Below are 26,262 nucleotides of genomic sequence, written 5' to 3' on the forward strand. Positions count from 1 at the left end.
CTTAATTGGTAATGTGAAAAAGTTTGGCGCGGCCGCTGAAACTGTATTCATTGCCGCCGAATTCAAAGGTGTTCTGCACATCTGCTGTCGCTTTGCTGTTGCGGTTGAAAGCCAGCAATTGGGTGGCGCCGCTCTTGGTACCGATGCTGATCAGCTCGAGATCACCGGAGCGCTGGTGGGCCAGCGCATTGACCTGGCTCTCTGCCTTAAGAGTGAACTCCTTGGATGGGTTGTACTCACCGTGGGGCTCCAGCACGCTAACAAAGGTATGCGCACTCGCGTTGTCGCGACGGGCGATAAAGCCTTTCTCTGAACGCAAGTTGAAGTTGGGATCGGTTGCGCCGAGTTCTGTAAACAGCAATTCGGTATCCCCGTCCACCAGGCTCGACTGGGTGTAAAAGCGCCCGTTGTCGTTCAGCCAGGTGACCTGGGCCAGGCCGGCTTCAGGTTTACCGCGGGCTTTCAGCCACAAGTGCTGGTAGCCGTTATCGGACCCGAGCGCCTGCAGATTATTGGTGTATCCCTGCAGATTAAAGCTGGTATCCACCAGCTGGCCACTGTAATGCACGGGCAAATCCAGCTGGTGCTTCTTACTGGACTCCACATCGAATACATCAATAGCAAAGGTGCTACCGCTATCGGGATTGTTTACCAGAGCCAGGGTGCGCTTCAGTGTGACACCCGGGTAAGCGGAATCGATTTCCGCGGCACTGATCTTGACCTGGTCATCCGCGTGGAAGAACAGCAACTCGGGGTGATTCTGATTGGCGACTTTCAGGTTGAAATCGAAATGGGAGGTTTCGTCCACAACCAAGGTGTTGTGGGCTACCGTCTGCTTGGCCCAGGTTTCGTTTTCGTCCAGGTATCGGCCGCCATTTTTCGCTTCCACGTTCAGGAAGCGCGCAGCGCCGTAGTCGGAAACGATTTCCTCACCACGGTCGTAAAATTGCCAGGTGAGCTTGTCGTAGTGGCCGTGCCCCATACCCTGAGCGGCAGGCTTGAACAGCAGCGCCTGGTCGCCATCGGTCTGCTGGCGCATGACCACCAGCGCACCTTCGTCGCCGTCTTTACCGTCGCGGAAAGCGAAGGACTTGAATTCGTAAGGCTGCTGGCCACCAGCATCCAGCGCCTGGGCCACCTTCAGGCCATCCCCGGACAGTAGAATCTGATCCTGCTTGGCAGCGATATCCAGAAATTGTGGATCGCCAGACTCGCCATAAGCGATGGTCACACCCAGCACCAGTTCCGCGGTATCGATACCCTTGCTCTTGATGGCATCGTTGATCGGGAAGAACAGGTTGTTGTAGCTAAGCTGGATGGTGGTATCGATCGCTTTCATCACGATGCCGTCGCGGTAATCAAAAATACCGCGCTCTGGCTCGTTGTTCTCGATCGCTTTTGCGAAGGTGACAAACGGCATCAGCGCGTAGCGCTGATAGTAAGGGCCTTCGTTGTAATAGCCATCCGGAGAAAACAGCGTGCTCAGCTGACGGAGGAAACCGCCCTTGCCGGACTTATCCAAATCCAGCAGTGCCTGCTCCACCCACTCCGGTTCGTCCAGCACATAGCCGGCCATACCCACGCCAGCGGTGAGCCAGGTGCCGTGGTTGTGTACCTTGTTAAAGGTTTTCGGAGAATCCACAGAAAGGAACTTGGCCACCGGCCGCAGTGCGCCCTGCTCGATTTTTTCCGCTTCTGCGTCACTCAGTGACGGGCGAATGAGGTCGTATGCCTGGATGGTGTACACCAGCCACACCGCTTCATTCAGGCTTTGCCAGAACAACTTTCCGGGGTTTTCCGCACCGGGGCGACGCTTCGGGTGCAGCGGTAGCTCCGGGTACATATCGGCATAGGCCAGCAGCATGTCACGCACGCGCTCGGCGTATTTGGGATCCTCAGTAATCTGGTACAACACACCAGCGTTGTACATCAACTGGTAGTTTTTCTTGTGCTGCTCGTGGGTGTAGCCACCGCCGGCATCGGCGGGTACCGGTACCGCTATGGGCGTTTGTAGCGTACGGTCGACAGCAGATTTACTCGCCTCAAACGCGCTGCGGAAGCGGCCCGGTTTTTCTACCGCGCCCTGCATCGCATCGATATCGGCGGCGCTGATCACCAGATTGGGGTGGTCGGCAGCAAAGGCAGCTTGCGGATTTACCGTGAGGACTGCGGCGGCAACACCGGCCGCCAGTGCGACACCGGCGACCAGCGCTTTGCGCTTAGTGAATACTGGATTGCCAAACATGATAGTTCTTCTTTATCTGTTCTTATTAATCAGTCTTTGACTTCGTTGTTGGCCAGAACCGCAGTGTGCGGACCTTCCGCGACCAGTTCCTTCACTTCGGGAAGTGGTGATTTGAAGAGCTGATTGTTGGCAATGCGGGTAACCGGTTCGCCCACGGTGTGCTCGACATCAATGCCCGCACTGTCTTCGATGCGGTTGTCGTGAATGCTGGTCACTTGCACACCGTGCAACTTGATCAGCGCCTGGGCTTTGTTGCGTTTTCCTTTACCGGAATTCGCGACCGTGTTTTCACTGAAATCCAGGTGCGGACCAAAAGTGCTTTCGTCAGTGCCACCGCGGTACAGATCCACCAGTGCGCCCTGCACATTCTTGAAGGTGTTGCCGGTTACGGTGACATACTCTGCGTTGTAAACACCCAAGTCGTCAGTCTCTTTGTTCAGTTTGAGCAAGTCGCCGGTAATGTTTTCAAAGTGGTTGTTTACCAGGGTGATATTGTCAGCAAACGCTCGCAGGCCGGAATCAAAGAAGTGGAAGGAGTGGTTGATATCCAGGTCTTCCACACGGCTGTTGGTCATGGAGAAACGGTAGTTTTCGAGCATGCCCCACACCGCGGTGCGGATCAGGATATTGCCGGCGTTATCCGGGCTGTTAGCGCCGGAAATCACCAGGCCGTCCAGGGACAGGCTGCCGCCGTCCTGAATTTCAAACATCACCGGTCGGGAGCTGGCCAGGGTGACCTTGCCCGGCTTCTTCGCCTTGATAGTGAGTGTTTTATTGATGTCCAGGCGCTTGCCGGCGGTGTAGTTGCCACGTTCCAGCACCAGGGTATCGCCGTCTGAGGCGCTGGCGATGGCATCAAACAGGGCATCTTCGCCCGGGCGCACGGTGATTTTTTTACCACTATCGAACGGCGTAACCGGTTCGGACTTGGGATACCAGGAAGGACCCGTCATTTCCTTGGTGGTGACAACCAGGTCTTTGCTAGCACCTTTTGCTGCTGCCGCTTTGTCCACTGGATAGAGCAAGCCGTTTTTCGCACGCTTGAGCTTGCCAACGCCTTTGTCGATACCTTCGTGAATCTTCTGATCCACAAAGCCGTTAGAAATATTGTTGGCAAAAGTGATGCCGGAAATGTCGTCAAACACTGAGAACGGGGATTTACCGCTTTCGGTGTAGAAAATATTATCGGTGACCGAGGAGTCAACCGGCACTGCACTGCGCTCCTGATCACTGCCCGCTGCCAGGTGGATATGTTCAACGTTGATAAAACTGTTGTTCTCCACCTTTGCGTTCGCTACCTGGTGATAGCGATTGATGGGAGAGTTGGGAACACCGTTCATCACGGTGAACCCACTCCCAAATCGATAGCCTGTGAGACCCTCGAGATAATTGTTGCGCACAGTCTGGTCGGCGTTGATCACGCGGATACCGCCGGTGTGCGGCACGCCATTACCCAGGAATACGTTGCCTTCTATCAGGTTGCCGTTGCCGTGACGCAGAGTCAGCGTGCCGCGGGATTCGATGAAGGTATTGTTGCGCAGAATGTTTTTTCCGGATTTGACCGAGATGATTTCCACTTCGCCGTCGCGACGGTCGAATACATTACTCTCGACCACAGTGAAGGAGTCAGTCAGGGAGTAGTGGCTGGTACCGATACGCAGGGTTTCACCGCCATTTGAGCCCAACACCGGGCGCGGACCAAAATAGTTGTGGTCGATACGGTGATGATTTTCCTGGCTCGCTTCGCTATTCAGGCGCACCGCCATGGTCACGCCCTTGTTGCGCTTACCGGCAAGATGGCTGTGGTCAAAGCGATTGTTTTTGCCGTAGATGCCAACCCAGTAGTCTGAGTCCATGCGCTCCGGCTTGCTGAAATCTTCGATGACCACTTCGGTCACGCGGGAGTTATTTGCCAGGTGCTCTTTGTTGCGGCGGAAGGCGATCACTTCGCTGCTCGGCGTATAGCCGTCTTTGAACACCAGCCCGGAGACCACGAGATGCTCGCCGGCCATACGCAGGTTGGACTGGCCGCTCAGGATCACTTTTCCTTTATCTTGCGCTGTCAGCGTGATCGGGTTTCCTTTTTTACCCTCACCGGTGAACAGGATCTCAAAATCACGCCATACCCCATTGGCCAGCACAACGCTGTCGCCAGCCTCAAGGTCTTTCGCCACCTTGCTGTATTCCTTCTGGTTTTTCACCAGATACTCCTCAGCGGAGGCCTGAACACAGAAAAGGGAAGCTTGCCCGCAGGTCAGCAGGGTGGCAGCCAGTAAACGATGGATTCCTGAAGCTCTCATGATCACCTGAATAGTTTTTTGGGTTTGTTGCCCTGGCGCCTCATTCCTTGCGCCCCAAAATAGTGCGCGATTACTGCCGATTGCCAAGGATTTATTATGTTGCCCAGCGTAAATTGGTCAAAAATTATTGTCAACCAATTTGGCTAACCAGTTTTTTAGCGGAAAATGCTCCGAAACCGTGCATTTCGGAAAACATTTGGTTATATTGCACGATAAGTGATCAGGGGTCAGTCCAAAATGTGAAATATTTCTGAAAATTGGTTGACTGACTTGTGAGCGGGTGAGAATTTGTGCAGGCGAGAGAGCGAACAAACGTTCAAAGTAGCCAAAATTGGTTTACAGGCGATTAAAAAAAGTCCGCTTTTCCATAAGAGAGATAAGGCGCCATACGGCGTCCCTTGTTAACATCCACAAACGCAGACTTCCTTGGGGGTAACAATGCGTGATAATAATAAAGGCGCAGATGTAATGGCGATCGAGATAAACACTACTAACTCTAAAAACGAAAGCTTTTCCGGAAAAAGCTTCAAAAAATCACTCCTGGTTTCCGCAGTAGCTGCAGCTTCCTATATGGGTATGGCCCATGCACAAGAAGCGGCCCCTGTTGAAGCCGAACAGGCGCTGGAAGAGGTTGTCGTAACCGGCACCCGCGCCACCATCCAGACCACAATCGATATCAAGCGTAACTCCACTACCATCGTAGACGGCATGTCCGCCAACGAGATTGGTGACCTGCCTGCGCTGTCCATCGGTGAAGCACTGGAAAACGTAACCGGTGCTTCTTCCCACCGTGAGAATGGCGGTGCCACCGAGATCTCTATCCGTGGTATGGGCCCCTACCTGAGCGCAACTACCATCAATGGCCGTACCGCCTCCAATGGCAGTGGTGACCGCTCGGTAAACTTCTCTCAGTTCCCATCTGAACTGATGAACAAAGTTGCGATTTACAAGACTCAGGATGCCAGCCTCGTTGAAGGTGGTGTAGCTGGTCTGATCGCGCTGGAAACTCTGAAGCCGCTGGAGTACGGGCAGCAGCGTATCCAGATCGATGCAAAAGCAAATATCAACCCGAACCAGTTCAACGTTGAAGACTCAATGTCTGGCGACATGGGCTTCCGCGGTAGCGCGAGCTATGTTGACCAGTTTGAGTTCGACAATGGCATGGCGTTCGGTGTTTCTCTCGGTCTCGAGAAAAGTGAAATTTCTCAGCCAGAATCCGAGATGCGCTCCTCCAGCCCAAGTGGTACTTCTCTGTGGGCGTGCCTGAACGACCCGAGCAACACCAATGAAGGTTTCTACCGTGGTGAGGCTGGTGACTGTGAAGACCAGATGGATGGCTCCAGCAACCAGGGTTACAACACCAACGTAGACCCGGAAACCGGCAAAGCGATCAGCGACGGTACTCCTTACGCATTCGTAGGTAGCTCTAACGGCTACCGCCAGAACGACACCGTTGACAATCGCGATGCTGTATTCGTTGCGCTGCAGTTCCAGCCCAATGACAAGACCGACATCAACTTTGACCTGCAGCAGTCCGAGCGCGTTCAGTCCGAGCTGCGTCACGACCTGAACTTCGCCAACATGAAGCGTGCGACTCCGGGTGTGACTGCAGAAAATCTGGTCGTAACAGACACCGGTGCCGTCACAAGCTGGGCTGGTGAAACAGCCATCGAATCCAACAGCGAAACCTACGAGCGCGCGGAAGACTATCTGGGCTACGGCCTGAACGTTGCCTATCAGTTCACCGACAACCTGACCGTTTCGGCAGATTACTCTTTCTCTGAGACTACTCGTACAGAGACACAGATCCTGCTGCGCACCCAATCCGATGACGTAGATATTTACGGCAATGATGTTGATGGCCGCTATCGCCCATTGGTTTCCTGGGACTTCGATTCCGGAATTCGTCAGTACACCGTCACTGATTTTGACGTAACTGACCACAGCCTGTTCTCCGATTCCTACCGTATCCGTGTGGACAACGATGTAGATCGTCGCAACAGCAACGAAGCCTTCCGTACCGACTTCGACCTGACGCTGGACAGCGGCTTCATCACCGGTGTTAAAGGTGGATTGCGCTTCTCCGAGCTGCAGTATGTGGATCTGGGCACGGCGCGCGATGAGTTCAGCATCAGCCTGGGTAGTGACCAGGAAAAAATTGCCGAGATCAACGAAGCCTGTGCGATCGCCTTCCCTGAAAGTGGATTCCTCGAATCCGAGCGCAGTGGTGACCTGATCACCAATGTTGATGCAGACGGCAATGTCACCGGTGGCACCAACTCCTGGGCAACCTTCGATACCCACTGTGTCGCAGACATGCTGCTCTCCCACCTGGGTGAAGATTTTGCCTACCCGGAACTGGAGCAGAGGAGCGGCGGCACTACCGATGTAACGGAAACCACTACTGCGGCCTACGTAATGGCCGATTTTGACACCTCCGTGTCTGATCTGCCGATTCGCGGTAACGTTGGTGTTCGCGTAGTACAGACTGAAGTCGAGTCTGTGGGCTACCGCAGTGCTTACAGCATCACCACAAACGATGATGGCACTCTGTCTATTGACGATGTTGAAGGTGCGGAACTCGAGCGCGTAAGCGCGGGTGGCGACTACACCTCCGTTCTGCCAAGCCTGAACGTGATTGCAGACATTCGTGAAGACCTGATGCTGCGTGGTGCGGTATACCGCGGCATGTCCCGTCCGGATCCGTCCAACCTTGGCTACTCGCGCACTTTCGAGACCAACGGTTCCGACGAAATCATGGACGTGGCCGACCTGCTGCAGGACGTGAATGGCGACGGTAACCCGAACATGGAACCGCTGATGTCCTGGAGCTTCGATACCGCTCTGGAATGGTATCCGAACGACGACACCATGCTGGCGTTCGGCGTTTACCACAAACGCTTCCAGGGTGGCTTTGAAACTGCGCACGTGACAGAAATGCTTGAAGTGGATGGCCAACAGATTCCGGCGTCTTTCGACATTTCTCGCACTACCGATGACACCAGCACCCTGAACGGCATCGAGATCACCGGTACCCACCGCTTCTCCTACCTGCCGGGTTACTTCAGCGGTCTGGGTGTGAAAGCGAGCTACAACTACGCCGACACTGACTTCGAGTTCGAAGACAGCCTGTACGGTGACTCTGTTGTACTGGACGACGCTGGAAACATTACTTCCCAGAAAGCGGGCATCATCGCCCCGGGCAGCCTGCCAGGCTTCTCTGAGAACGTATTCTCCGGTCAGCTGTACTACCAGATCGGTGATCTCGACACGAGCCTGATCTACAAGTACCGCAGCGAGTACTTCCAGCCGTACACCGGTAACGGAACCCGTCTGCGCTACGTTGGTGACGTGGGCGTGTGGGAGATGAAAGCCTCCTACCAGCTCACCGATGCCGTGAAACTGAGCCTGGAAGCCATCAACCTGTTTGATGCGCCGAAAGAGCAGTACTTCTTCACCCGCGATAACCTGGGTGAAGTAAACAGCTACGGACCGCGCGTATTCCTTGGCCTGAAAGCCAAGTTCTAAGCGCTATCCCTAGGCCCGATGTTTGGGCATAGAGGAGCCTGTAGCTCAGACCCTCGGAATGGGTTACAGGTTCTTCGGTTTGTTTGATTGGTTGTCTCTTCTCCATCCGACTAGGTGCCGCCTGTCGGAATTTATTCGCCCGCCTCGTGCGGGCTTTTTTGTGCCTGTAAGTTATTCCCCGTGAAACGCAGGTAATAAAAAAGGCCATACAACCGCGAGGTCATATGGCCTTATGAAAACAGTCGGTGGATCAGAAGCCGGCAGTCTCGCCCAGGCGGTCGATAGAGAAGCGTTTGCGACGCTCGGATACTTCCCGCCGTACCACCTCTACCGCTTTTGCCTCGGAGGCATCATGTAGCGCGTTCAGGGAGCGGCTGAAGTGCAGGCGCATAGCCTTGCGTGCGGCACAGGCATCGCTATTTTCCAGGGCCTGTAGAATCGCTTTGTGCTCGGCAAGGCGCTTCTGCCCATCCTTCTTACACACCGATTTATGTACCGACTGGATATCCGGCGAGTGCTCCTGGATATCCCACAGCTTGTTGATGGTACTGATCATCACCCGGTTATGGGTCGCACGGGAAATCACTTCATGGAACTTGCGGTCAGCGCGCTCAGAGGTGAGGTTGCCCTCTTCGTTTTCGCGCACCATGTCCCGGTAGGCGCCGCGCAAATCTTCCAGCTGCTCCTCGGTGATCATGGTGGCAGCCAGCGCAGCGGCCTCACCTTCCACCAGCACGCGGGCTTCGGTGAGCTCAAAGGGGCTGAATTCCTTGCTGTCGGTAAATACGCTGACCGGCTCAATCACATATACGCCGGAGCCAGTACGCACAGAAACGCGCCCCATGACCTCGAGGGCAATAATGGCTTCGCGGATACTGGGGCGGCTGACATCGAACATCTCCGACAGCTCGCGCTCAGAGGGAAGGCGTACGCCCGGCGGATACTCGCCGCTGTCCAGAAGGGTCAGCATTTTCTCAACCACCTGCTGATAGATTCGGCGGCCATTTCCAACAAATTCGGTTTTCATAAGAGTCATCATCAACGTGGTATTTTTATAGCCCAAAAGGCCCGAATACTTACCCCCGAGTCTACCACAATTGGTCTTACAGGCAATGCTCATTGGTATGATGGCTGATAGTGATAGCTGCCCATTTATCGGCTGATTAGAACGTTTTCCCCATACATCTCCAGCCCCGAGACTAACTCTGTTAAACACCGGCGGACGGGGACGTGTTGTGCCCATATGGGCAGGGTTGAAGCGGTGGAAGATCCGCTGATGGATGAGACTCACTATCCGGGCATGCTGGCTGGCGAGCCGGCCAGGGGAAACGCCATAAAAAAATCCCGCGCCAGTAAACTGGCGCGGGATTTGAGTAGTCCCGGATTCAAGATTCAGTCAATTCACAGGTTCGACTCAGTTCACGCTGGCGCGCGCCACCAGTGCCAACTCTGCATCCCGCTGCATTACCGCCCACCACTGATTGGGCTCAGCCGAATCAAAGCCCACCAGCGGTTGCCCATCACAACCGGCGGCGCGCTCCGGTGCGCTGCTCAGAAAGCTGTCCTGCCAGGATACTTCCAGTACACAGCCCTCCTCGGCCAGAGGCTGCCACTGACCGCCCGACTGAACGGCCAGGATCAGGCTTTCATCGGCGCCATCCGGGCCGGTAAAGGCCAGCGCGTAGCGGTCGGCCACCGCCGTGCTGATATCCCATGACCGGGTAGCCGTTTCCGGCAATACCACCGGAGGCTTGGCGCCGCCGTCCGGTGTGCTCATGGCGAGACCGGAGTCCACTTCAATATCTTTCAGCACGCCGTAATCGTCTTGATAAATGCCCGTCTGATTCTGGGTACCACTCACCACCAGAATATCGGACACCGTTTCTTCCGTGGCTGCCAACCAGCTCAGGGTAACGTGTTCTTTCAGGTCGATGGTGGTTTCGGGAATGATCAGCTCGTCGCTCTCGTAGTCGGGCGCCGCGCGCAACGGACTGTTGAGGTTGGGCGTCCAGCTTTCGTGGTACTGGTACAACCACTGATAGGCGAGACGCATCAGGTCGTTCAGAGTTTCCGCGCGGGAGAAGCCGGGGGTGACGCCCATATCCCGGGTACGGGTATCGGTGCGGTTGAAGGTTTTATTGCGGCCGCCGATCAACCGGGCGTAGCCGCCCTGAGGTGCCAGACATTCGTTGCTGCGGTATTCCGGCTGCAACACCAGCGCCGAGCGGGTGCCCTCGGGAATCGCATCCGGGTAGATGACGGTTTCACAGCGGTTGGTGGTTCGGGAGAAGCGGTCAGCCAATTTCCACTCTGCGACAAACGCGTAGGACGTGTCGTTACTTTTTGCGGTATGTGGCGCAAAGTAGGAAACGTAATCCACTCGTGGCCCCTGAAACGTTAGCACTGAGGAGTTTACGTCGTACGCTTCGGAGCCACTGGAGTAAGTGGCATTTTTCTGCGCCACGATCATCTGCACCAGATCCCGCTCACCGTAACGAAACTCATAGCCCTTGTAGGACGCGTTGCCCGCCATGATCTGGGTATACACATCCATACGGTAGTTACCGCCGGCGGGGGTGGAGCTGGAGGGCAACGTGGTTAAGGCAGTTTTTGCGGAGATCAGCGAGCGCTGATACTGATGCTCGTGGCCCTGCACATAAATGACATCGTGATCGGCGAAGAATTCACGAATTTGTGGCTGTACCTGGTAAACCCAATGGTCGTCTTTGGTGCCCTCTACAATCTGCTCTCGGGTCTGTCCGTACTTGGCGCCGATCAGGCCGTCGTGGCTGGCAACCACGATATGATCCACATTTTCCCGCTGCTCATAGACCACCTGCTTGATCCATTCGAAGGCGACTGGCAGGTTGTAATAAGCGAGACCGATCACCAGCACATTTTCACGCACCACGTAATAATTCACCCACTCGTATCCGGGCATATGCACGGCATCCTTGGGAATGAAATCACGCATATTATCGATCCACTCCACGGTGTAGGCATAACTGGTTTCGTGGTTGCCCATAACTGGCAGAAACTCGATGCCCTGCTCTGCGTATCCATCGGCCACCGAGCGCCATTCAGCAAATTCCACTGCGGAACCGTGATCGGTGAGGTCACCGAGGGCGATCACCATGTTCACCCCGGCTGCTTGCTGATGCTTCAGCACTTCGCGCATGGGATGCAGGGAAACGTGGGCCTGGCCCTCGCTGTCGGTGCCACCCTGGGTGTCCGGTAGCAGACCAATTCGGAAAACAGAATCCACGGTTGCCGCCTCCTCTGTCGCCTCCTCGCCTTCTTCTACCGGCTCTTCCTCTTCGTCTGGCTCCTGTTCATTATCCGGCTGTTCAGAAACCTCGTCTGGAACATCGAGATTATTGGTATTTCCGTTTTCGGATTCACAGCCGGCCAATGCGCAGCAGAATACGAGCGCCACAATCAGTGGCTGCCACACAGGTTTATTAACAAACATTACTACCCCCACTTTGTTTACAGTTGCTTATGGAATTTTTGCGGAACAGCCGATCTTTGGCAGCTATCGCAATCTATTCAAAAGCAAAGAAGTGAAGGTTTGGCTTCTGTTTAGTGAATTTTATAAACGGAGTTTTATGGTTTGGCCCGAAACTGCAGTACGGCCAGGGCAATCACGGTAATCGCCAGCGGCGGAAAGGAGGCCCACAATACGGTATTCCAGCCGTAGGCACTGAGGATGCCACCGGAGGCAAACGAGCCCAGGGCCATCAGCCCAAAAACAATAAAGTCATTCACCGACTGTACTCGCGTTTTTTCTACTTCCGTATGGCACTCCAGCACCAGCGCTGAGGCGCCGAGAAAGCCGAAGTTCCAACCCACTCCCAGCAGTATCAGCGTCCACCAGAAATGCCCTACGTCCATACCACCAAGACCAACCGCCGCGGAAATACCGATCAACAACAGCCCCACCATCATCACCCGCTCGGCACCAAAGCGCTGGATGAATTTGCCGGTAAAAAAGCTGGGACCGAACATGGCGATAACATGCCACTGCAGGCCGAGGTTGGACGACTCGGTGGAATGCCCATGCATATGCATGGCAAGTGGTGCTGCGGTCATCAGGAAGTTCATCAGCGTGTAGGAAATGGCGCCGCAAGTTGCCGCCACGATAAAGCGCGGTTGCCGAGCGATTGCGCCGATCGGCCGACCACCACGGACTTGGGCCAGCGTCGGCTTGGGCAGGTGCACGCCCATTAAAATAAACGCGGCGACCACCGCCACCGCGGCCTGCGCAAAAAAAGTGACGATAAACAGGTACTTTGGCCACAGGTCCATGGTCCAGGTCACCAGCTGCGGGCCCACCACACCGGCGGCAACGCCACCAGCCATGACCATGGAAAGCGCCTGGGCTTTGCGCGCAGGGGCCACGCCATCGGCGGCAGCAAAGCGAAAACTCAGCACCACAGCGGCGTAGGCGCCGCCAAAAAACGTCGACAGACACAACAGCCAGAAGCCATTCACTCCGCTGACATAAGTCGCGCACATGGCCAGCAGGCCTGACAACACACCCGCCCCGGTACCAGTCATGAATGCTGCCCTGCGGCCGTGGCGACCGGCAATGGTACCCATCGGCAGAATACACAACGCCATGCCGACAACAAAAATCGACAGGGGCAATGTCGCCAGTACCGGCGACGGCGCCAGTGCATTGCCCACAATAGCGCCGGTGGCATACACCACTACGGAGTTGGCCCCCGCCAGTGCTTGGGCAATAGCCAGGCGCCAGACGTTACTGCGCTGTTTACGCTCGCTGAGCGTTAGGGGGGCTTCGCCCTGCAGACTAGCTTCCATCACAAGAACTCTCTGTGGTATTGAGATAGGTAGCGCGAACCACACCCGTCAGTTTTTCCCGCGGCAATGTGAACTCGACCTCCCCCATTGAATAGGGGCCGAGAGTATACACGCCGTACAGCAGCACCAAACCCGTGTCCGTCAAACGGAAATCTTCGCTTTTGGTGAAGGGCCAGTTTTTGCCAAAGTCGCTATCAACCTGCTGGGTTGCCAACCACTGACGATGCGCGTCTGCTGCGAGTGCCCAGAAGGCTTTTTCCTGCCCTGGCTCGATGACATCGGCCAAAGTTACCTGCTGATCATCGGCGAGATCCCAGTTCAACCAGCGACTGACCGGCATGCCGTGGGCACCGCCGGTATAGAGATAACTATTGACTACAATGGTCAGCAGATTGCCGTAGCGCGCCAATTGTTTGGCATCACCGTTCAGCTGCCACTGAGCAGCGGAGGTCACTGTGACCGCGGCAGCATCGTCGAGAAATTTCTGCGCGACCTTGTCGAGGGCGTTCAGTGGCGCCGACGATGCATCGTCATTGCCCTGCAACTGCTGGAGCATTTGCGCATAAATCGCATCGTTGAGCGCGGGGCGATCCGCAAACACTTCACGTCGAATCATGACCGACGCACACGCATCCGGTGAATTACAGCCTGGCGGACGCAATTCCAGGGTTTCCACCTGGGAATCAAGCGCTGCGGGCGCCCCATTCTTTTTCGGCCCACAGCCTGCCAAACCGAACACCAAAAGCAGGGCCAGTGGCAGCATCCAATGAGAGCGTGATTGAAGTGACAATGAGGTGAACGACATACATTCTCCATAAGGGTTTGAGGGCGGAGGACTGCACGAGCATAAGTAGCCGTGCGCGCGCTCGCAAGCGCCTTTAACGTGTTAAAGTGAACGGTTTGACCACAGTGACCCGCCAGAATACTGCCTACGCCGGAGCTTTCACTTGATTCCTTTTGCCCTCAAAAATATCCAGCAAATGGCCAACGAGCGCAGTTTTGCCCGGGGTGAGGATTACTTCCTGCGCGGCCGGGTAGAGGAAGCTTATTGGGATGACGATGCCGAGGTGTATCGCGGCCGGGTCAAGGGCTCTGGGCGCTATGTGTATCGGGTGGAACTGGACGTTGAGCGGTCGCGCCTGGTGGGCCTCTGCTCCTGCCCGGTATCGCTGAATTGCAAACACGCGGTGGCAGTGGCACTAAAAATCCTGGATCGGGAAATAGGCGAACCGGCACCTACCGCCGACACGCCATCGAGCGCACAGCAGCCAACGCCCGGCAATCCTCGGTGGCTCGAATGGCTACAGGGTTTACCACATGCCCCCCGCGAAGGTTCTGGTCCACTGGAATACGGTAATCACTATCTGCTGTATGTGCTGGAAGAAGACGCGCAAAGTCGCCTGAAGTTATCCACCAAAAAGGGATACCTGAAGAAAGATGGTAACTGGAGCCAGATCCGGAATTTTCACCAGGACACCAAATACCTGAGCTGGAACCGTCCCAGCCACCTGCTGGACGAAGACGTCACCATTCTGGAACTGCTCCCGCAGGTCAATGCTTCTGGCCGCCTCGGACTGATGGGCGAACGGGGGCGGCGCGCACTGACTTACCTTCTTGAAAGTAACCGCTTCTATTTTGATGACACGCTGATTCAACGTGCACCTGCGCGCGAATTGCAATGGCGATGGGAGCCTGACGACAACGGCAACCAGCAACTAACGGCGGTCCTTGATGACATGGACAGTGCCAGCCGCTGGCAATTGATTCCGGTAAGCCCGCCCTGCTATTTGGATACCGAAAATATCGCTATCGGAGATATCGACACGCCACTGCCCACCGACCAGTTGACCCATCTGCTGGAAATGCCGCCGGTGCCCGATAACGATGTTGGTCTGATGTCCGTGCAACTGCGTCAGCAGATTCCCGCCTCCCAGTTACCTCTGCCTGTAGAACCCAAACTTACTCACACCAGCGAATTCACGCCGCATATTTCCCTGGTGGGTTGCGACTTCGACCACTACAAATTACCCGCGCTGAAACTGCATTTCGATTATGCGGGGTTAATGGTGTCACCGTCTTACAGCCGCCACGGCGAAGGCCCGGAAATCATCCGGGAAAAAGACGGCGAGTACCTGCATGTCATTCGCGATATGCAGCGCGAACAACAATGCGTTGACCAGATCTACAGTCAGGGCCTGTACCTGATTCAGGAAAACCTCGGTGGGCAAGAAGAAGTGTGGGTACTGGACGCCACCAAGCCGGAAAAAATATTCGAGCGCTGGAGTGCCCTGTTGCGGGACCAAATACCCGACTGGCAGAAACAGGGCTGGGTGATCGAAACCGATCCCAGCTATCGTTTTGAACTTTCCCATGTGGAAATCGCGGTCGAACTCACCGACAGCGCGGACACCAACGACAACTGGTTTGAACTGGGGCTGGATCTGACGCTGCCAAACGGCCGGCAGTGGCCCATTGTCGACTTGATTGAACAATGGCTGGAGCAGGATACCCCGGAGCAGCTGAGCATTATTGTCGATGGCGACTGGATCAGTGTAGACACCAAACCCCTACAGAATATTCGCGGCCTGTTACTGGATTTACTCAAGGAGAAAAAGCTCGCTCGAGCCGTGCGACTCCCCGCATTCCAGGCAGCGCAGTTTTCCGAAATCGAAGGCCTGGAGCAGCGCCACGCGCCCATTACCCAAAAGCTGATGGAAACCCTACGGGACTTTTCCGGCCTGCAACCGATACCCAAGCCCACAGACCTCAATGCCACCCTGCGTCCCTATCAACAAGACGGCCTCAACTGGCTGGCTTTTTTGCAGCAGTACGGCTTCGGCGGCATCCTCGCCGACGATATGGGCCTGGGGAAAACTCTGCAGACCCTGGCGCTGGTGCAGCACATGAAAGAAACCGGCGCACTGGGCAAACCCGCACTGGTGGTCGCACCCACCAGCCTGACCGGCAACTGGATGCACGAGGCGGCGCAGTTCACGCCGCAGCTAAAAACCACCCTGGTGCATGGGCCCGATCGAGATGCCGCCTTCGGCCAGATCAAACACAGCGACCTGGTCATCACCACCTACCCACTGCTGGCCCGGGACCAGACGTACTATAAAGACCGCGAGTTCAGCCTGCTGGCGCTGGACGAAGCCCAGGCGATCAAAAACCCCACCACCCAAATTGCGGAAGTGGTGCGCAGTCTCCATAGCAATACTCGTCTGTGCCTTTCCGGCACGCCACTGGAAAATCACCTGGGAGAACTCTGGTCGCTGATGGACTTTGCCTTGCCGGGGTTACTCGGCAGCCGAAAAACCTTCCAGCAGACTTACCGCACGCCGATCGAAAGCCATGGCAACCACGAGCGCCAACAGGAACTCGCGCAGAAAGTGCGCCCGTTTATGTTGCGGCGCACCAAGTCGGAAGTGGTAGCAGAGCTACCACCGAAGACCGAGACGATTCAATATGTCGAACTCGGCAGCAAACAGCGCGCGCTGTATGAGAGTGTACGCATCAGTATGGAGAAGCGCATTCGCGATCTGGTGGAACGACAGGGAATGGGCAAGAGCCATATCGAATTTCTCGACGCGCTATTGAAGCTGCGCCAGACCTGCATTGATCCGCGCCTGGTCAAACTGGACAAGGCTGCCGGTATTCGCGAGAGTGCCAAGCTCAACTGGCTCGAGGAAAACCTGCCGCAACTGCTGGAAGAAGGTCGTAATATTCTGATTTTCTCCCAGTTCACCCAGGTTTTGAAACTGATCGAGGAACTGCTCAGCGAGCAGAAAATCGATTACACCAAACTCACTGGCCAGACCCGCAAACGCCAGCAGGCCATCGACATTTTTCAGAGCGGTGAAGTTCGGGTATTCCTGATTAGCCTGAAAGCCGGCGGCGCCGGCCTCAACCTGACCGCCGCCGACGTGGTGATCCATATGGACCCCTGGTGGAACCCGGCGGTAGAAAACCAGGCCACCGACCGCGCCCACCGCATCGGCCAGGACAAACCGGTGTTTGTGTACAAGCTGGTGGCTGCGGATACGGTAGAGGAGCGCATTCACCAGATGCAGCGACATAAGCAGGCGCTGTCCGACGCGCTCTTCGACGCGACGAATACCGCGAAATTACCCGCAGACAGGGAAGGACTACTGTCACTGTTGTCTTGAGGAGCGGAGTCGTTCGTAGCGCGAACTGCAGTGATTGCATAGTGCAAAACGGAGCTCGGCCAGCGCCATGCAGCACCACGGACTATGCTTATGCCTCTCAAGGAACGACAGGGAGCTCAGGTAAATGGTCAAACGCCTTGGCGTGATATTATTTTTGCTGTATTCCACCTCGGGGCACACAGCCGATGAAGGCGGCGACCTATCTGCCAATGAAGTTAGCCGCCAATTGTCCAACCCCAACACGTCCCTCGCACGCCTGACGTTCAAAAATCAGTTCCGCTGGTTTGAAGGCAGCCTGGGGGATGCCGACGGCCAACGTGGCTATGAGCTGCTGTTCCAGCCCTCTTTTCCAATAAAGCTCGGCGGCGGCGATATGTTTTTCGTCCGCCCGGCATTTCCGGTTTTTTTTGATCAGCCGGTATTTGATTCAAGTGAGGGGCGTTTTACCCAGGAGCTGGGCCTTGGAGATATCGGCTTTGATATTTCTTACGGTCATACGACAGAATCCGGAGTCAATTTCTCTGTCGGCGCAGCCGGTAGTCTGCCCACCGCAACCTCCAGTGAGCTCGGCATCGGCCAGATGACCCTCGGCCCGGAATTTCTCATCGCCAAGGTGTCGAAAAAATATGTCATCGGCTTTTTCCCCAATCATCAATGGGATGTGGCAGGCTGGGGAGAGGAAAACATCAGTATCACCACCCTGCAGCCTATCGCGGTATACCTGCCGGGCAATGCGTGGAGTATCGCTAGCTCTCCCATTGCCACCTATAACTGGAACACGGAAACCTGGACTACGCCGATCAATCTCGCAGTCAGTAAAACAGTGATACTCGGTGACACCCCGTGGCGGTTCGGAATGGAGTTCAATTATTACACCGAACGCCCGGATGAGTTCGGCCCCCAGTGGATGGTTGGCATCAATGTCGTACCAGTGGTGGAAAATGTTTTTGCGCGCTGGTTCCAGAGAAGCACCGACCAAGCACACTGAGCGCGGGCACAGGCCTTGCTAAAACCTTTGGTGTTTTCACTGACTGCTACACTGCGGCCCTTTAATCGCCCGCAACATTGAATTTTCGCAAGTCGGAATACCAGAAGACACCACCGATTACAGCACCGATCAGGGTTCCCAAAACCGTACCAAGCAGGTGGCTGGACACCGCCACCTCCGCTTCGATCATGGCCGCTGTCGCCGCACTGGCACCGGCGGTCAGCTCCCAGCCCACTTTCAGAAAACAGCCGATCAGCAGAAGCCCGCCGGACCAGCGGCGCTGGAACAATTCACTCACCGCGCCGAAACAGAACAATCCATGCAAGACACCGGAGAGGCCGTAGTAACTTTCCACCTCCGGAAACCAGCACCACAGGCCGAGGCTGATCAGTAGCGAGAGCAATACCACCAGGCCGAGATACGCCTCCACCGGGTGCCGCCGGCCGAGCAACTGGCTCTGCCCGAAGACAAACCACAGGGCCACAATGCCCGCGCTGTTCAGCAGCAGATGTGCGGTATTGGTGTGGACAAGGTGCCCGGTGAGCAACCGCCACCACTGGCCCTCGGCCAGCAGTGCGCGGTCGTACATAAACCCGTGCGGGTAAACAGACTGGAGCCACTGCATCAGCATGCAGAGCAACAGCAGCAAAGCGGGGCCGCCAATGCTGCCGGCGAGATTTTTTCGATCTATATCGAGCATCTTCGATATGTGCGCAGCGCGCCATTAAAAATGGGAATGCCGCACTATGGTTGAAAAGCCCGGGTTTGGCAATTTCACAGTCACCGAAGATGTCGAGCAAACTGCTGTACGGCTAGTTATTGCAAGTCCAGCTCATACACCGCTTCGTTGCGCTCGTTCACTTCCAGAAATACCGCTTCCGGTGCCTTGGTGGCAACAAAGTTGGCTACCCGGTCCGTATTCGGCACGCGAAAAACCACCTGTAGATCCGTAGCACTCTCGATGGGCGCGAAGGACCAGTTGCCATCGGCAGTGGGCGTAACCGGGCTGTTGCGTTTGATGTAGTTCGACAGCACGGTGCGGTTCTCATCCGGCGACTCGATCACAATGTGCTCGCCACCGGTGCCGGCAAACTTGCCACCGCCCGCGCGGTAATTGTTGGTGGCCACCAGGAATTCATCGCCCGCGTCTACGGCCTCGCCCTGATACTGCAGATCGACAATGCGCTCGCCCTCGCTGACTTGCGCGCAGTCGCGGTCGTAACGTGCGGGCTGGGTCACATCGATCTGATAGGTGACACCGTCGATCACGTCGAAGTTATAGGTGGGGAAACCGCTGAAGTTCACCAGCTCCTGACGGGCGCTGGACTGGGTATCGATCTGGTTGAATTGCGATGCGGAACACTCCAGCCACTGCGCCAGTTCTGCACCGGACAGCTTCACCGCCATCAGGGTATTCGGATACAGGTAAAGGTCTGCGGCATTCTTCACTTTCAGTTCGCCTTTGGCGACGGTGGTAAAGCTGCCTTCATCGGCACAGATACCGTCGCGGGTACAGGCCTTGAAGGGTGCCGCTGCCGAGAGTACCGGCAGGTGCTGCAGGTTCACATCGCCCTGAATCAGGTTTTCCACGTAGGCCTTTTGCGCATCGCTGACGATCTGGATGGAAGGGTCGTCTTTCACCAGGGCCAGGAAACTGAAAATATCATCGGAAGACGCGCCGATGGGCTGATTCATATAGTCGATGGTGGCCTGGTGATCGTCAGCCACCAGGGTTTCAAGCAGCGCATCCGCTTCCACCGCCGGGGCATCGTCGGCAAAAATCGCCGGGGTGGATACAGCACTCTCCACAATGGTCCAGGCATCGCTGCCGGTATCGTAATCCAGCACCAGATCAATCACCCCCAGGTGGCTGCCCCAGTAACCGGGCATGACCGCGGGCACACCCTTGATGGTGCCGTTTTCAATATCCACTTCTGCGGTATCTGCATAGTTGGCAGACGGGAACAGCAAATGGCTGTGGCCGAACATGATCGCGTCGATACCTTCCACATCCGCCAGGTGCCAGCTGCTGTTTTCTTCAAGGCTGTTCTCATCGTAGGCGGTGGTACTGATGCCGGAATGGGGAATGGCCACCACGATGTCGGCACCCTGCTCGCGCATCTCCGGCACAAAACGTTCCGCCATGGCCCGGATATCGCGGGTCTTTACCTTGCCTTCCAAGTTGTTTTTATCCCACTGCATGATCTGCGGCGGCACAAAACCAATAAAGCCAATGGTGATACCGCGCGCATCGCCGTTGCGGTCCAGCAGGGTTTTCTCGATCAGCCGGTAGGGTTCAAAATACAGCGCATCGTTGCTGTCATCGCTATCACCGTCATCGACAAAAATGTTCGCACTGATGTAGGGAAAGTTAGCATCGTTGATACTTTCCGCGAGGAATTCCAACCCGTAATTGAATTCGTGGTTGCCGTAATTGGCCACATCGTACTGCAGCTCGTTCATCACCTTGAACACCGGGTGTACCTCACCGGCGGCAATGCCCTGTGACTGCCGCCAGTCTCCCATGGGGCTGCCCTGAATCAGATCGCCGTTATCCACCAGCACACTGTTCTGCGGATTCTCCAGCTCCGCGCGGGCATTTTTAATCAGCGTCGCCGTGCGCACCAGGCCAACCTTGGGGTCATCCGCATCGCCGTAATAGCTGTAGTCCATTACGTTTGCGTGGATATCGGTGGTTTCCATCAGGCGCAGATCGGCCTGCACCGTCTCGGCAACGACTTCATCGACAACCGGCGTACTGAATCCGCTGTTGCTATCACTGCAGGCGGCTAAGAAAGTGGCACCGGCAACGGTCAAACCGACGGATGCAAAAATTGATCGGGAAAATAACGGCATGGTTGTTACCTGTTCGGTCTTGAAAAAGTACTTGGCGGCGAAGTTCGAGATCGACTCGCCGCTCAGAGTAAATTGTGATTTTGAGAATGAATCTTCAGGGGCAGTTGGAAATCTCGGTCAGCGCACTGACAGACTCCACGCTGGGATAACTCATATACAGATCGCGCACCCCAACCACTTCCAGCGTCTTGCCGACGATGGAGGGATTGTTGACCGGGCTGAATTGCGCGCGCTGATCAGATTCCAACTTGACGTACACCGTTGTATTGCTGTTCAGGTCACCGAGCTCCAGCGCGTAGGGGCCGTTAATGCCACCGACGACTTCACCAATCACAGTCACTGTCGTTCCCTGATTGCTGGCATACACGGTATCGACGGAAACTGCCTGTGAAGAACCGCAGGAACCCCCTCCGCTGCTACCGCTGCTGCTTCCTCCAGCGGCGGTTACCAGTTCCATATGGGAAACGGATTCGATACTGGGTTCAGACATGTAGTTGTCGCGGCTACCGCTGACTTCCAGCGTTTCACCGATGACAGACGGATTGTTTTGCGGGCTGAACGCGCTGCGATACTCGCTTTCAAGTTTGACGTAGAGGAAGCTACCGTTCGCCGGGTCCTGGATTTCCAGCGCGTAAACACCGTTGATCCCCTGGGTAATTTCACCCTGCACGGTGACCGCAGTGCCCACCGGAAGAGACAGCGCCTCACTCACCGTCAGCGAATTCCCACTGCCTCCGCCGCTGCTGCTACCACCGCTACCATTCTGCGGGCCCGTCGGTGCGCCGTAGGCGCCGTAGTCAAAGGTGCTCGGGTCCCAGGGGTTGTAGCCACTGGAGGGGGTACTCCAGGGCTGACCGTTGTCCGGGTCATCCAGTTCTTCACTGGCCATTGGGTTGGGTGTGGCGGTTCCCGCCGGGTGCGCACTGCTGTTGAAGTGGGTATAGCTTTCCGGGGTTGCCAGCCAGTCCACCAGATTCAGGCTGAGCTGGGCGGCATTTCCGGCATCGGTCCAGCCGGGGTAGGTACTTTTGGTATTGCCATTGTCCTGGCGTTTGTATTTGGGAGAGTTGTCTTCGATGGGGCTGGAATCCCCAATAAATGCCGCTTTACCGGGGCCCGACTTGGCGATGGCGACATAAGGCCCTTCCGCGGTACCGCCGAAGTAACGGCCGGAATCAACCGCGTGCGTCCAGTCGCTGGGATTGTCATTGGGAGAGAAGTACACCAGCCCTTTGGCACGGCTCGGATCGGTCACCGCCAGGGTAGCGCCGCCGGCCATCAATACCGGGCCCACACCATCGGTGAGCCCCTCTACATCCGCCGCCGGTACAATACCGCTGGCGCCACTGTGCCAGTCGATTGCATTGAAGCGGAAGCGAATACCAAACTGCTCTGGCAGCCACCCAGCGGTGGCAGAACCGGGGTTACGCAGGTCGCCGTAGCTGCCGCCGACATTAAATTGCAACAAAGTGGAACGGTTGTAACCGTTAAAAACCTCGGTGCTGTCCCAGCTGTTCAGGTTGCGGTCGGCGTTGTAGTGATCGCCGATAAAGAAAATGCCCTTGCCGTCGGCAACAAAATCTTCCAGCGCCTGCAGTTCATTTTGGGTAAACGGCCGGTTACTTTCTGCCAACACCAGCACATCCCCATGGCTGATGCCGGAATAGGTGATGACCGTTTCATTGGCGTTGCTGTTGGCTGTGGTGGGATTGGTGTAGTCATCCACAAACTGAATGATTCCATCACCGTTTTTATCTACCCCCCGGTACTCTTCGACCGTGTAGCCGGCCGCCACCAGCGCATCGGCAAAATCGGAGAAGGCACCATCGACGACCCAGTCCGCATTGCCTTCGGTTCCCCCATGGGAAACATCAAACAACACCACCTTGCCATTGTCATTGGCACCGGGGGATTTAACGGGCGCGGGATAATTCCAGTCATAAGCGGCAGCCTCGGCGAGGCCGCTGGCAAGCAACAATGTTGTCAGAGCTATTCTTTTCATGGAAACCGTCCTTGATGAGGGTGTAGCCCACAGCCTGACGGAAGGAAAAGAATTTTTGACTAAGGTTTGATAACACTTCAGTTACACCAACCAACCCGGCATTGGCGCAAATTTGTTCTACGCTTACTGGAGATACTAAGCTCACACTCTCTTCGCCCGAGCCGCCCTCTCGGCCGGGCCGTAAATACACAGTCAGATTCGAGGTTTGAACATGACTGCAAAGCTATTCACACCCGCTACCTTTTTCGCATTTGCCCTGGCGCTGAGTGCGGCACCAGCAATTGCCGACAAAACCCCTCTGCTGACCCTGGACGAAGTGCGCAATCTGGAAACTACGCTGGTGGATAAAAAGGATGTGTCGGTAACCCGACACAACTACGCGCTTGCCAATCTCGATATGGCGATGGAACGCGAGGCCGAGCTGGGGGCAGTCAATCAGTTCTATCACCACCGCAAGCCCATGGAACTGGATAAGCAACCGGCAGTGCTGATGAACCGGGATACGCTCTACTCCTTTGCCATTATTGATGCGTCTCATGGGGCAAAAGTCACGGTTCCCGAGGGTGATGGCCGCTATGTGTCGGTGCATATCATGCAACACGATCACGTGACCGATAATGTCTACTACGGAGCCGGGGAGTATACGATCGACCCGAAAACCGTCACCAATTTTCTGGTAGTGAATATCCGTACCCAGGTCAATCCGAATGACCCGAGCGATATCGCCAAAGCGAACGCCCAGCAAAATCAGTACAAAATCACCTTTCCCGATGGCTATACACCCAAAAAATATCAGGTCATCGACTGGAACAAGGCGCAGCTCAAGGCGTTGACGGATGAGTACATTAAGCAGGCGGATTCACGTGGGGTCAGCAAGACCATGGGGCCCCGCGGCACCATTCCCCAAAATGACATCAATGTGGGGGCTGCCGTTGCCACCGGATTACTGCCGGATAAAGATGCCTGGTACTCTTTCAACACCTACAAAGTCAGCAAAGATACCTGCTACACCGCAGACTATCCGATACCCGGTATGACGGACCCGAAACTCGGTTTCTATTCCATGACCATTTATGGCGACGACCTCTATCTGAAAACCGAGGAGGGTTCGAGCCTGTCCAACCACGAAATCAAACCCAATGCGGATGGCCAAAGCTTCACCCTGAAGTTTGGCACCGAGAAGACCTGCGGCAAAGATACCAAGAATCTGCTGATCGCACCGACCGACAACTGGACTCTGGCGTTTCGGGTATACATGCCGGACCAATCGGTGCAGAACAATGAGTACAAACTGCCGGAGCCCAAACCTGCTCCCTAGCCCGGTATCGATTTATTCTGGCGAAACGGGTGACGGAATCGCCCGTTCGCTTTGCCGCACCCGCGCTGACAAAGCGCCGAGTACGGCTGACGTCACCAGTGATGTCAGGATTTTTTCAGCACACATACCTGATCACCGTAGTAATTGTCGTCGTAGTTGCACTCCGCACCGACAACCGCCTGCCTATTGAAAACCTTCATACGTTTACTCCCTGACTGATTGTTGAAAACAGGTGCAGGATAACCAGCGCCATCAAATAGCTTAAATCAAATAAATCTTTCGCCCTGATTATCAATGGCTATACATCGAGGATACCCATGACCCGAAATGTAAACGTCATCATTTTTAACGCGATTACCACCTAGCTCTAGAATTTATCATGCACGTTAGGCAAACTAAGACAAAATGAAAACGTTTACATAATAGTGGATAGACTCTCCACACCAGTAAAGCGACCGATGGGAAGCTGATAACAATCATGGACAAATTCAGTCAGTCGCAGGCAAAAGCCGGCGTGATGAGTAGCGAACAGAACGTCTACCTGGGTATCGACGCCGGCACCCAGAGTCTGAAACTGCTGGCCTACGATGCGGGGCAGAAAGAAATCCTGCACGTGAGTGCCGCCCCGCTGGAGCTGATCAGCCGCGACGACGGCAGTCGCGAACAGATAGCGGATTGGTGGCTGCACGCGCTGCGCCAGTGCATGAACGAACTGCCGGCGGAAATCAAAAAGCGCGTACGCGGTATCGGCGTCTCCGGCCAGCAACATGGCTTTGTGCCTTTGAACAGCGCGGGCGAGGTCATCGCCCCGGTGAAACTCTGGTGCGATACCAGCACCATCCCGGAGTGCGATGAAATCACCGCGCGCTTTGGCGGTGCCGAACGCTGCATTGATGCGGTCGGCAATCCGATTCTGCCGGGCTATACCGCGCCAAAAATTTTGTGGCTGAAGAAAAACAGCCCCGAGGCTTACGCGGAGCTCGCGCATATTCTTCTGCCCCACGACTACCTGAATTTTTTCCTCACAGGAAGAATCTACACCGAGTACGGCGATGCCTCCGGCACCGGCTACCTGAATATTCTGCGCCGGGAATACGACCGCGCAATGCTCGCCGCCATAGACCCGGATCGCGATTTGCTGCCGCTGCTGCCACCGATCTACGAAGCCGGCAGCACCGTTGCACTCTCCGCAAAAGTCGCCGGCGAATTCGACCTGCCGAACGAGGTACACGTCTCCACCGGCGGTGGCGACAATATGATGGCCGCATTCGGCACCGGCTCGATTGCGCCCGGGGTACTCACCATGAGCCTCGGCACCTCCGGCACCCTGTTTGCTTACAGCGACAAACCGGCCATCGATCCCAACGGCGAGCTGGCCGCCTTCTGTTCGTCTAACGGCGGCTGGCTGCCCCTGCAGTGCACCATGAACTGCACCGTGGCCACGGAAACCACGCGCAGGATGCTGGGCAAATCCATCGCCGAGTGCGAACAACTGCTGGAAGAATCCCGGCCCGGCGCCGATGGATTGATCAGCCTGCCGTTTTACAGCGGCGAACGCACCCCCAACTTGCCCCACGCCCGCGCCAGCCTGCACGGCATGACCGACAGCAATACCACCGCGGCCAACCTGTGCCGCGCCGCCATGGAGGGGGCCACCTTTACCCTGCGCCGCGGCTTGGATGCGCTCAATCGCGCGGGTCAGCAGTTTACTGCCATCCGTCTCACCGGCGGCGGCGCCAAGAGCCCGCACTGGCGGCAGATGATTGCCGACGTATTCAACCTGCCGGTGGAAGTGCCGGCCCAGCAGGAAGGCGCGGCCTTCGGTGCCGCGATGCAGGCACTGTGGAGCTGTGGCGGCGCCGGTGAAGATCTCTGTGCTCTGACCGTAGAGCATCTCACCCTGGACAAATCCCTCGGCTGCACCCCCGATCGCGATACAGCCGCGGCGTATCAAACCCACTACCAACAATTCCTGGATCTGCTCAGCCAGCAGTATCCCCAAATCCACTAAATTCAGCACCAACTGGAGAACAAT

The 26,262-nt window shown here is 56.0% G+C and carries 14 protein-coding genes; 5 read left to right on the plus strand and 9 right to left on the minus strand.

Annotated elements, in window-relative coordinates; translation table 11 throughout:
- Position 1: 1 nt before the first annotated feature.
- Positions 2 to 2,245 carry an alginate lyase family protein gene (locus tag Q1A74_RS13815; RefSeq protein WP_299597251.1) on the minus strand — a complete coding sequence of 748 codons (2,244 nt, stop codon included), beginning with the start codon at positions 2,243 to 2,245 and terminating at the stop codon, positions 2 to 4.
- A 29-nt stretch (positions 2,246 to 2,274) separates the two neighbouring features.
- Positions 2,275 to 4,446, minus strand: a complete 2,172-nt coding sequence (locus Q1A74_RS13820; RefSeq protein WP_299597254.1) for a chondroitinase-B domain-containing protein — start codon at positions 4,444 to 4,446, stop codon at positions 2,275 to 2,277.
- A gap of 537 nt (positions 4,447 to 4,983) precedes the next feature.
- On the opposite strand from Q1A74_RS13820, the gene Q1A74_RS13825 reads away from it, so the two are divergent.
- The gene (locus Q1A74_RS13825; protein ID WP_299597257.1) at positions 4,984 to 8,073 is read left to right on the plus strand and encodes a TonB-dependent receptor; all 3,090 of its coding nucleotides are present in this window, start codon (positions 4,984 to 4,986) and stop codon (positions 8,071 to 8,073) included.
- A 250-nt stretch (positions 8,074 to 8,323) separates the two neighbouring features.
- Here Q1A74_RS13825 and Q1A74_RS13830 read toward each other — a convergent pair whose 3' ends face one another.
- The 4 genes from Q1A74_RS13830 to Q1A74_RS13845 form a co-directional block, all read right to left on the minus strand.
- A complete protein-coding gene (locus Q1A74_RS13830; protein ID WP_299597260.1) occupies positions 8,324 to 9,100 on the minus strand; it encodes a FadR/GntR family transcriptional regulator in 777 nt (258 codons plus the stop codon).
- 387 nt (positions 9,101 to 9,487) lie between these two features.
- Positions 9,488 to 11,545 (minus strand): metallophosphoesterase, encoded by a 2,058-nt coding sequence (locus tag Q1A74_RS13835; protein ID WP_299597263.1) that lies wholly within the window; start codon positions 11,543 to 11,545, stop codon positions 9,488 to 9,490.
- Between the two features lie 134 nt (positions 11,546 to 11,679).
- Positions 11,680 to 12,897, minus strand: a complete 1,218-nt coding sequence (locus tag Q1A74_RS13840) for an MFS transporter (RefSeq protein WP_299597266.1) — start codon at positions 12,895 to 12,897, stop codon at positions 11,680 to 11,682.
- A complete protein-coding gene (locus Q1A74_RS13845) occupies positions 12,887 to 13,513 on the minus strand; it encodes a DUF3298 and DUF4163 domain-containing protein (RefSeq protein ID WP_299597268.1) in 627 nt (208 codons plus the stop codon). Before Q1A74_RS13845 ends, Q1A74_RS13840 begins: the two co-directional genes overlap by 11 nt.
- Before the next feature lie 331 nt (positions 13,514 to 13,844).
- On the opposite strand from Q1A74_RS13845, the gene Q1A74_RS13850 reads away from it, so the two are divergent.
- Positions 13,845 to 17,063 carry a DEAD/DEAH box helicase gene (locus tag Q1A74_RS13850; RefSeq protein WP_299597271.1) on the plus strand — a complete coding sequence of 1,073 codons (3,219 nt, stop codon included), beginning with the start codon at positions 13,845 to 13,847 and terminating at the stop codon, positions 17,061 to 17,063.
- Between the two features lie 124 nt (positions 17,064 to 17,187).
- A complete protein-coding gene (locus Q1A74_RS13855; protein ID WP_299597274.1) occupies positions 17,188 to 18,051 on the plus strand; it encodes a hypothetical protein in 864 nt (287 codons plus the stop codon).
- A 61-nt stretch (positions 18,052 to 18,112) separates the two neighbouring features.
- On the opposite strand, the gene rrtA is transcribed toward Q1A74_RS13855, so the two are convergent.
- From rrtA to Q1A74_RS13870, 3 genes are all read right to left on the minus strand, one after another.
- Complete coding sequence (gene rrtA / locus Q1A74_RS13860; RefSeq protein ID WP_299597277.1) at positions 18,113 to 18,751, minus strand: rhombosortase; 639 nt, start codon at positions 18,749 to 18,751, stop codon at positions 18,113 to 18,115.
- Positions 18,752 to 18,867: 116 nt separating this feature from the next.
- A complete protein-coding gene (locus Q1A74_RS13865) occupies positions 18,868 to 20,907 on the minus strand; it encodes a bifunctional 2',3'-cyclic-nucleotide 2'-phosphodiesterase/3'-nucleotidase (protein WP_299597280.1) in 2,040 nt (679 codons plus the stop codon).
- A 94-nt stretch (positions 20,908 to 21,001) separates the two neighbouring features.
- On the minus strand, positions 21,002 to 22,909 hold the full coding sequence (locus Q1A74_RS13870) for a hypothetical protein (protein WP_299597283.1): 1,908 nt from the start codon (positions 22,907 to 22,909) through the stop codon (positions 21,002 to 21,004).
- Between the two features lie 211 nt (positions 22,910 to 23,120).
- Between Q1A74_RS13870 and Q1A74_RS13875 the strand changes: the two genes are divergently transcribed.
- Entirely contained in the window at positions 23,121 to 24,227 is a 1,107-nt protein-coding gene (locus Q1A74_RS13875) for a DUF1254 domain-containing protein (RefSeq protein ID WP_299597286.1), read from the plus strand.
- A 478-nt stretch (positions 24,228 to 24,705) separates the two neighbouring features.
- On the plus strand, positions 24,706 to 26,238 hold the full coding sequence (xylB, locus tag Q1A74_RS13880) for a xylulokinase (RefSeq protein WP_299597289.1): 1,533 nt from the start codon (positions 24,706 to 24,708) through the stop codon (positions 26,236 to 26,238).
- The last annotated feature ends 24 nt before the right edge of the window (positions 26,239 to 26,262 follow it).

It is taken from the genome of uncultured Microbulbifer sp. (assembly GCF_947504145.1).
Lineage (GTDB): Bacteria > Pseudomonadota > Gammaproteobacteria > Pseudomonadales > Cellvibrionaceae > Microbulbifer.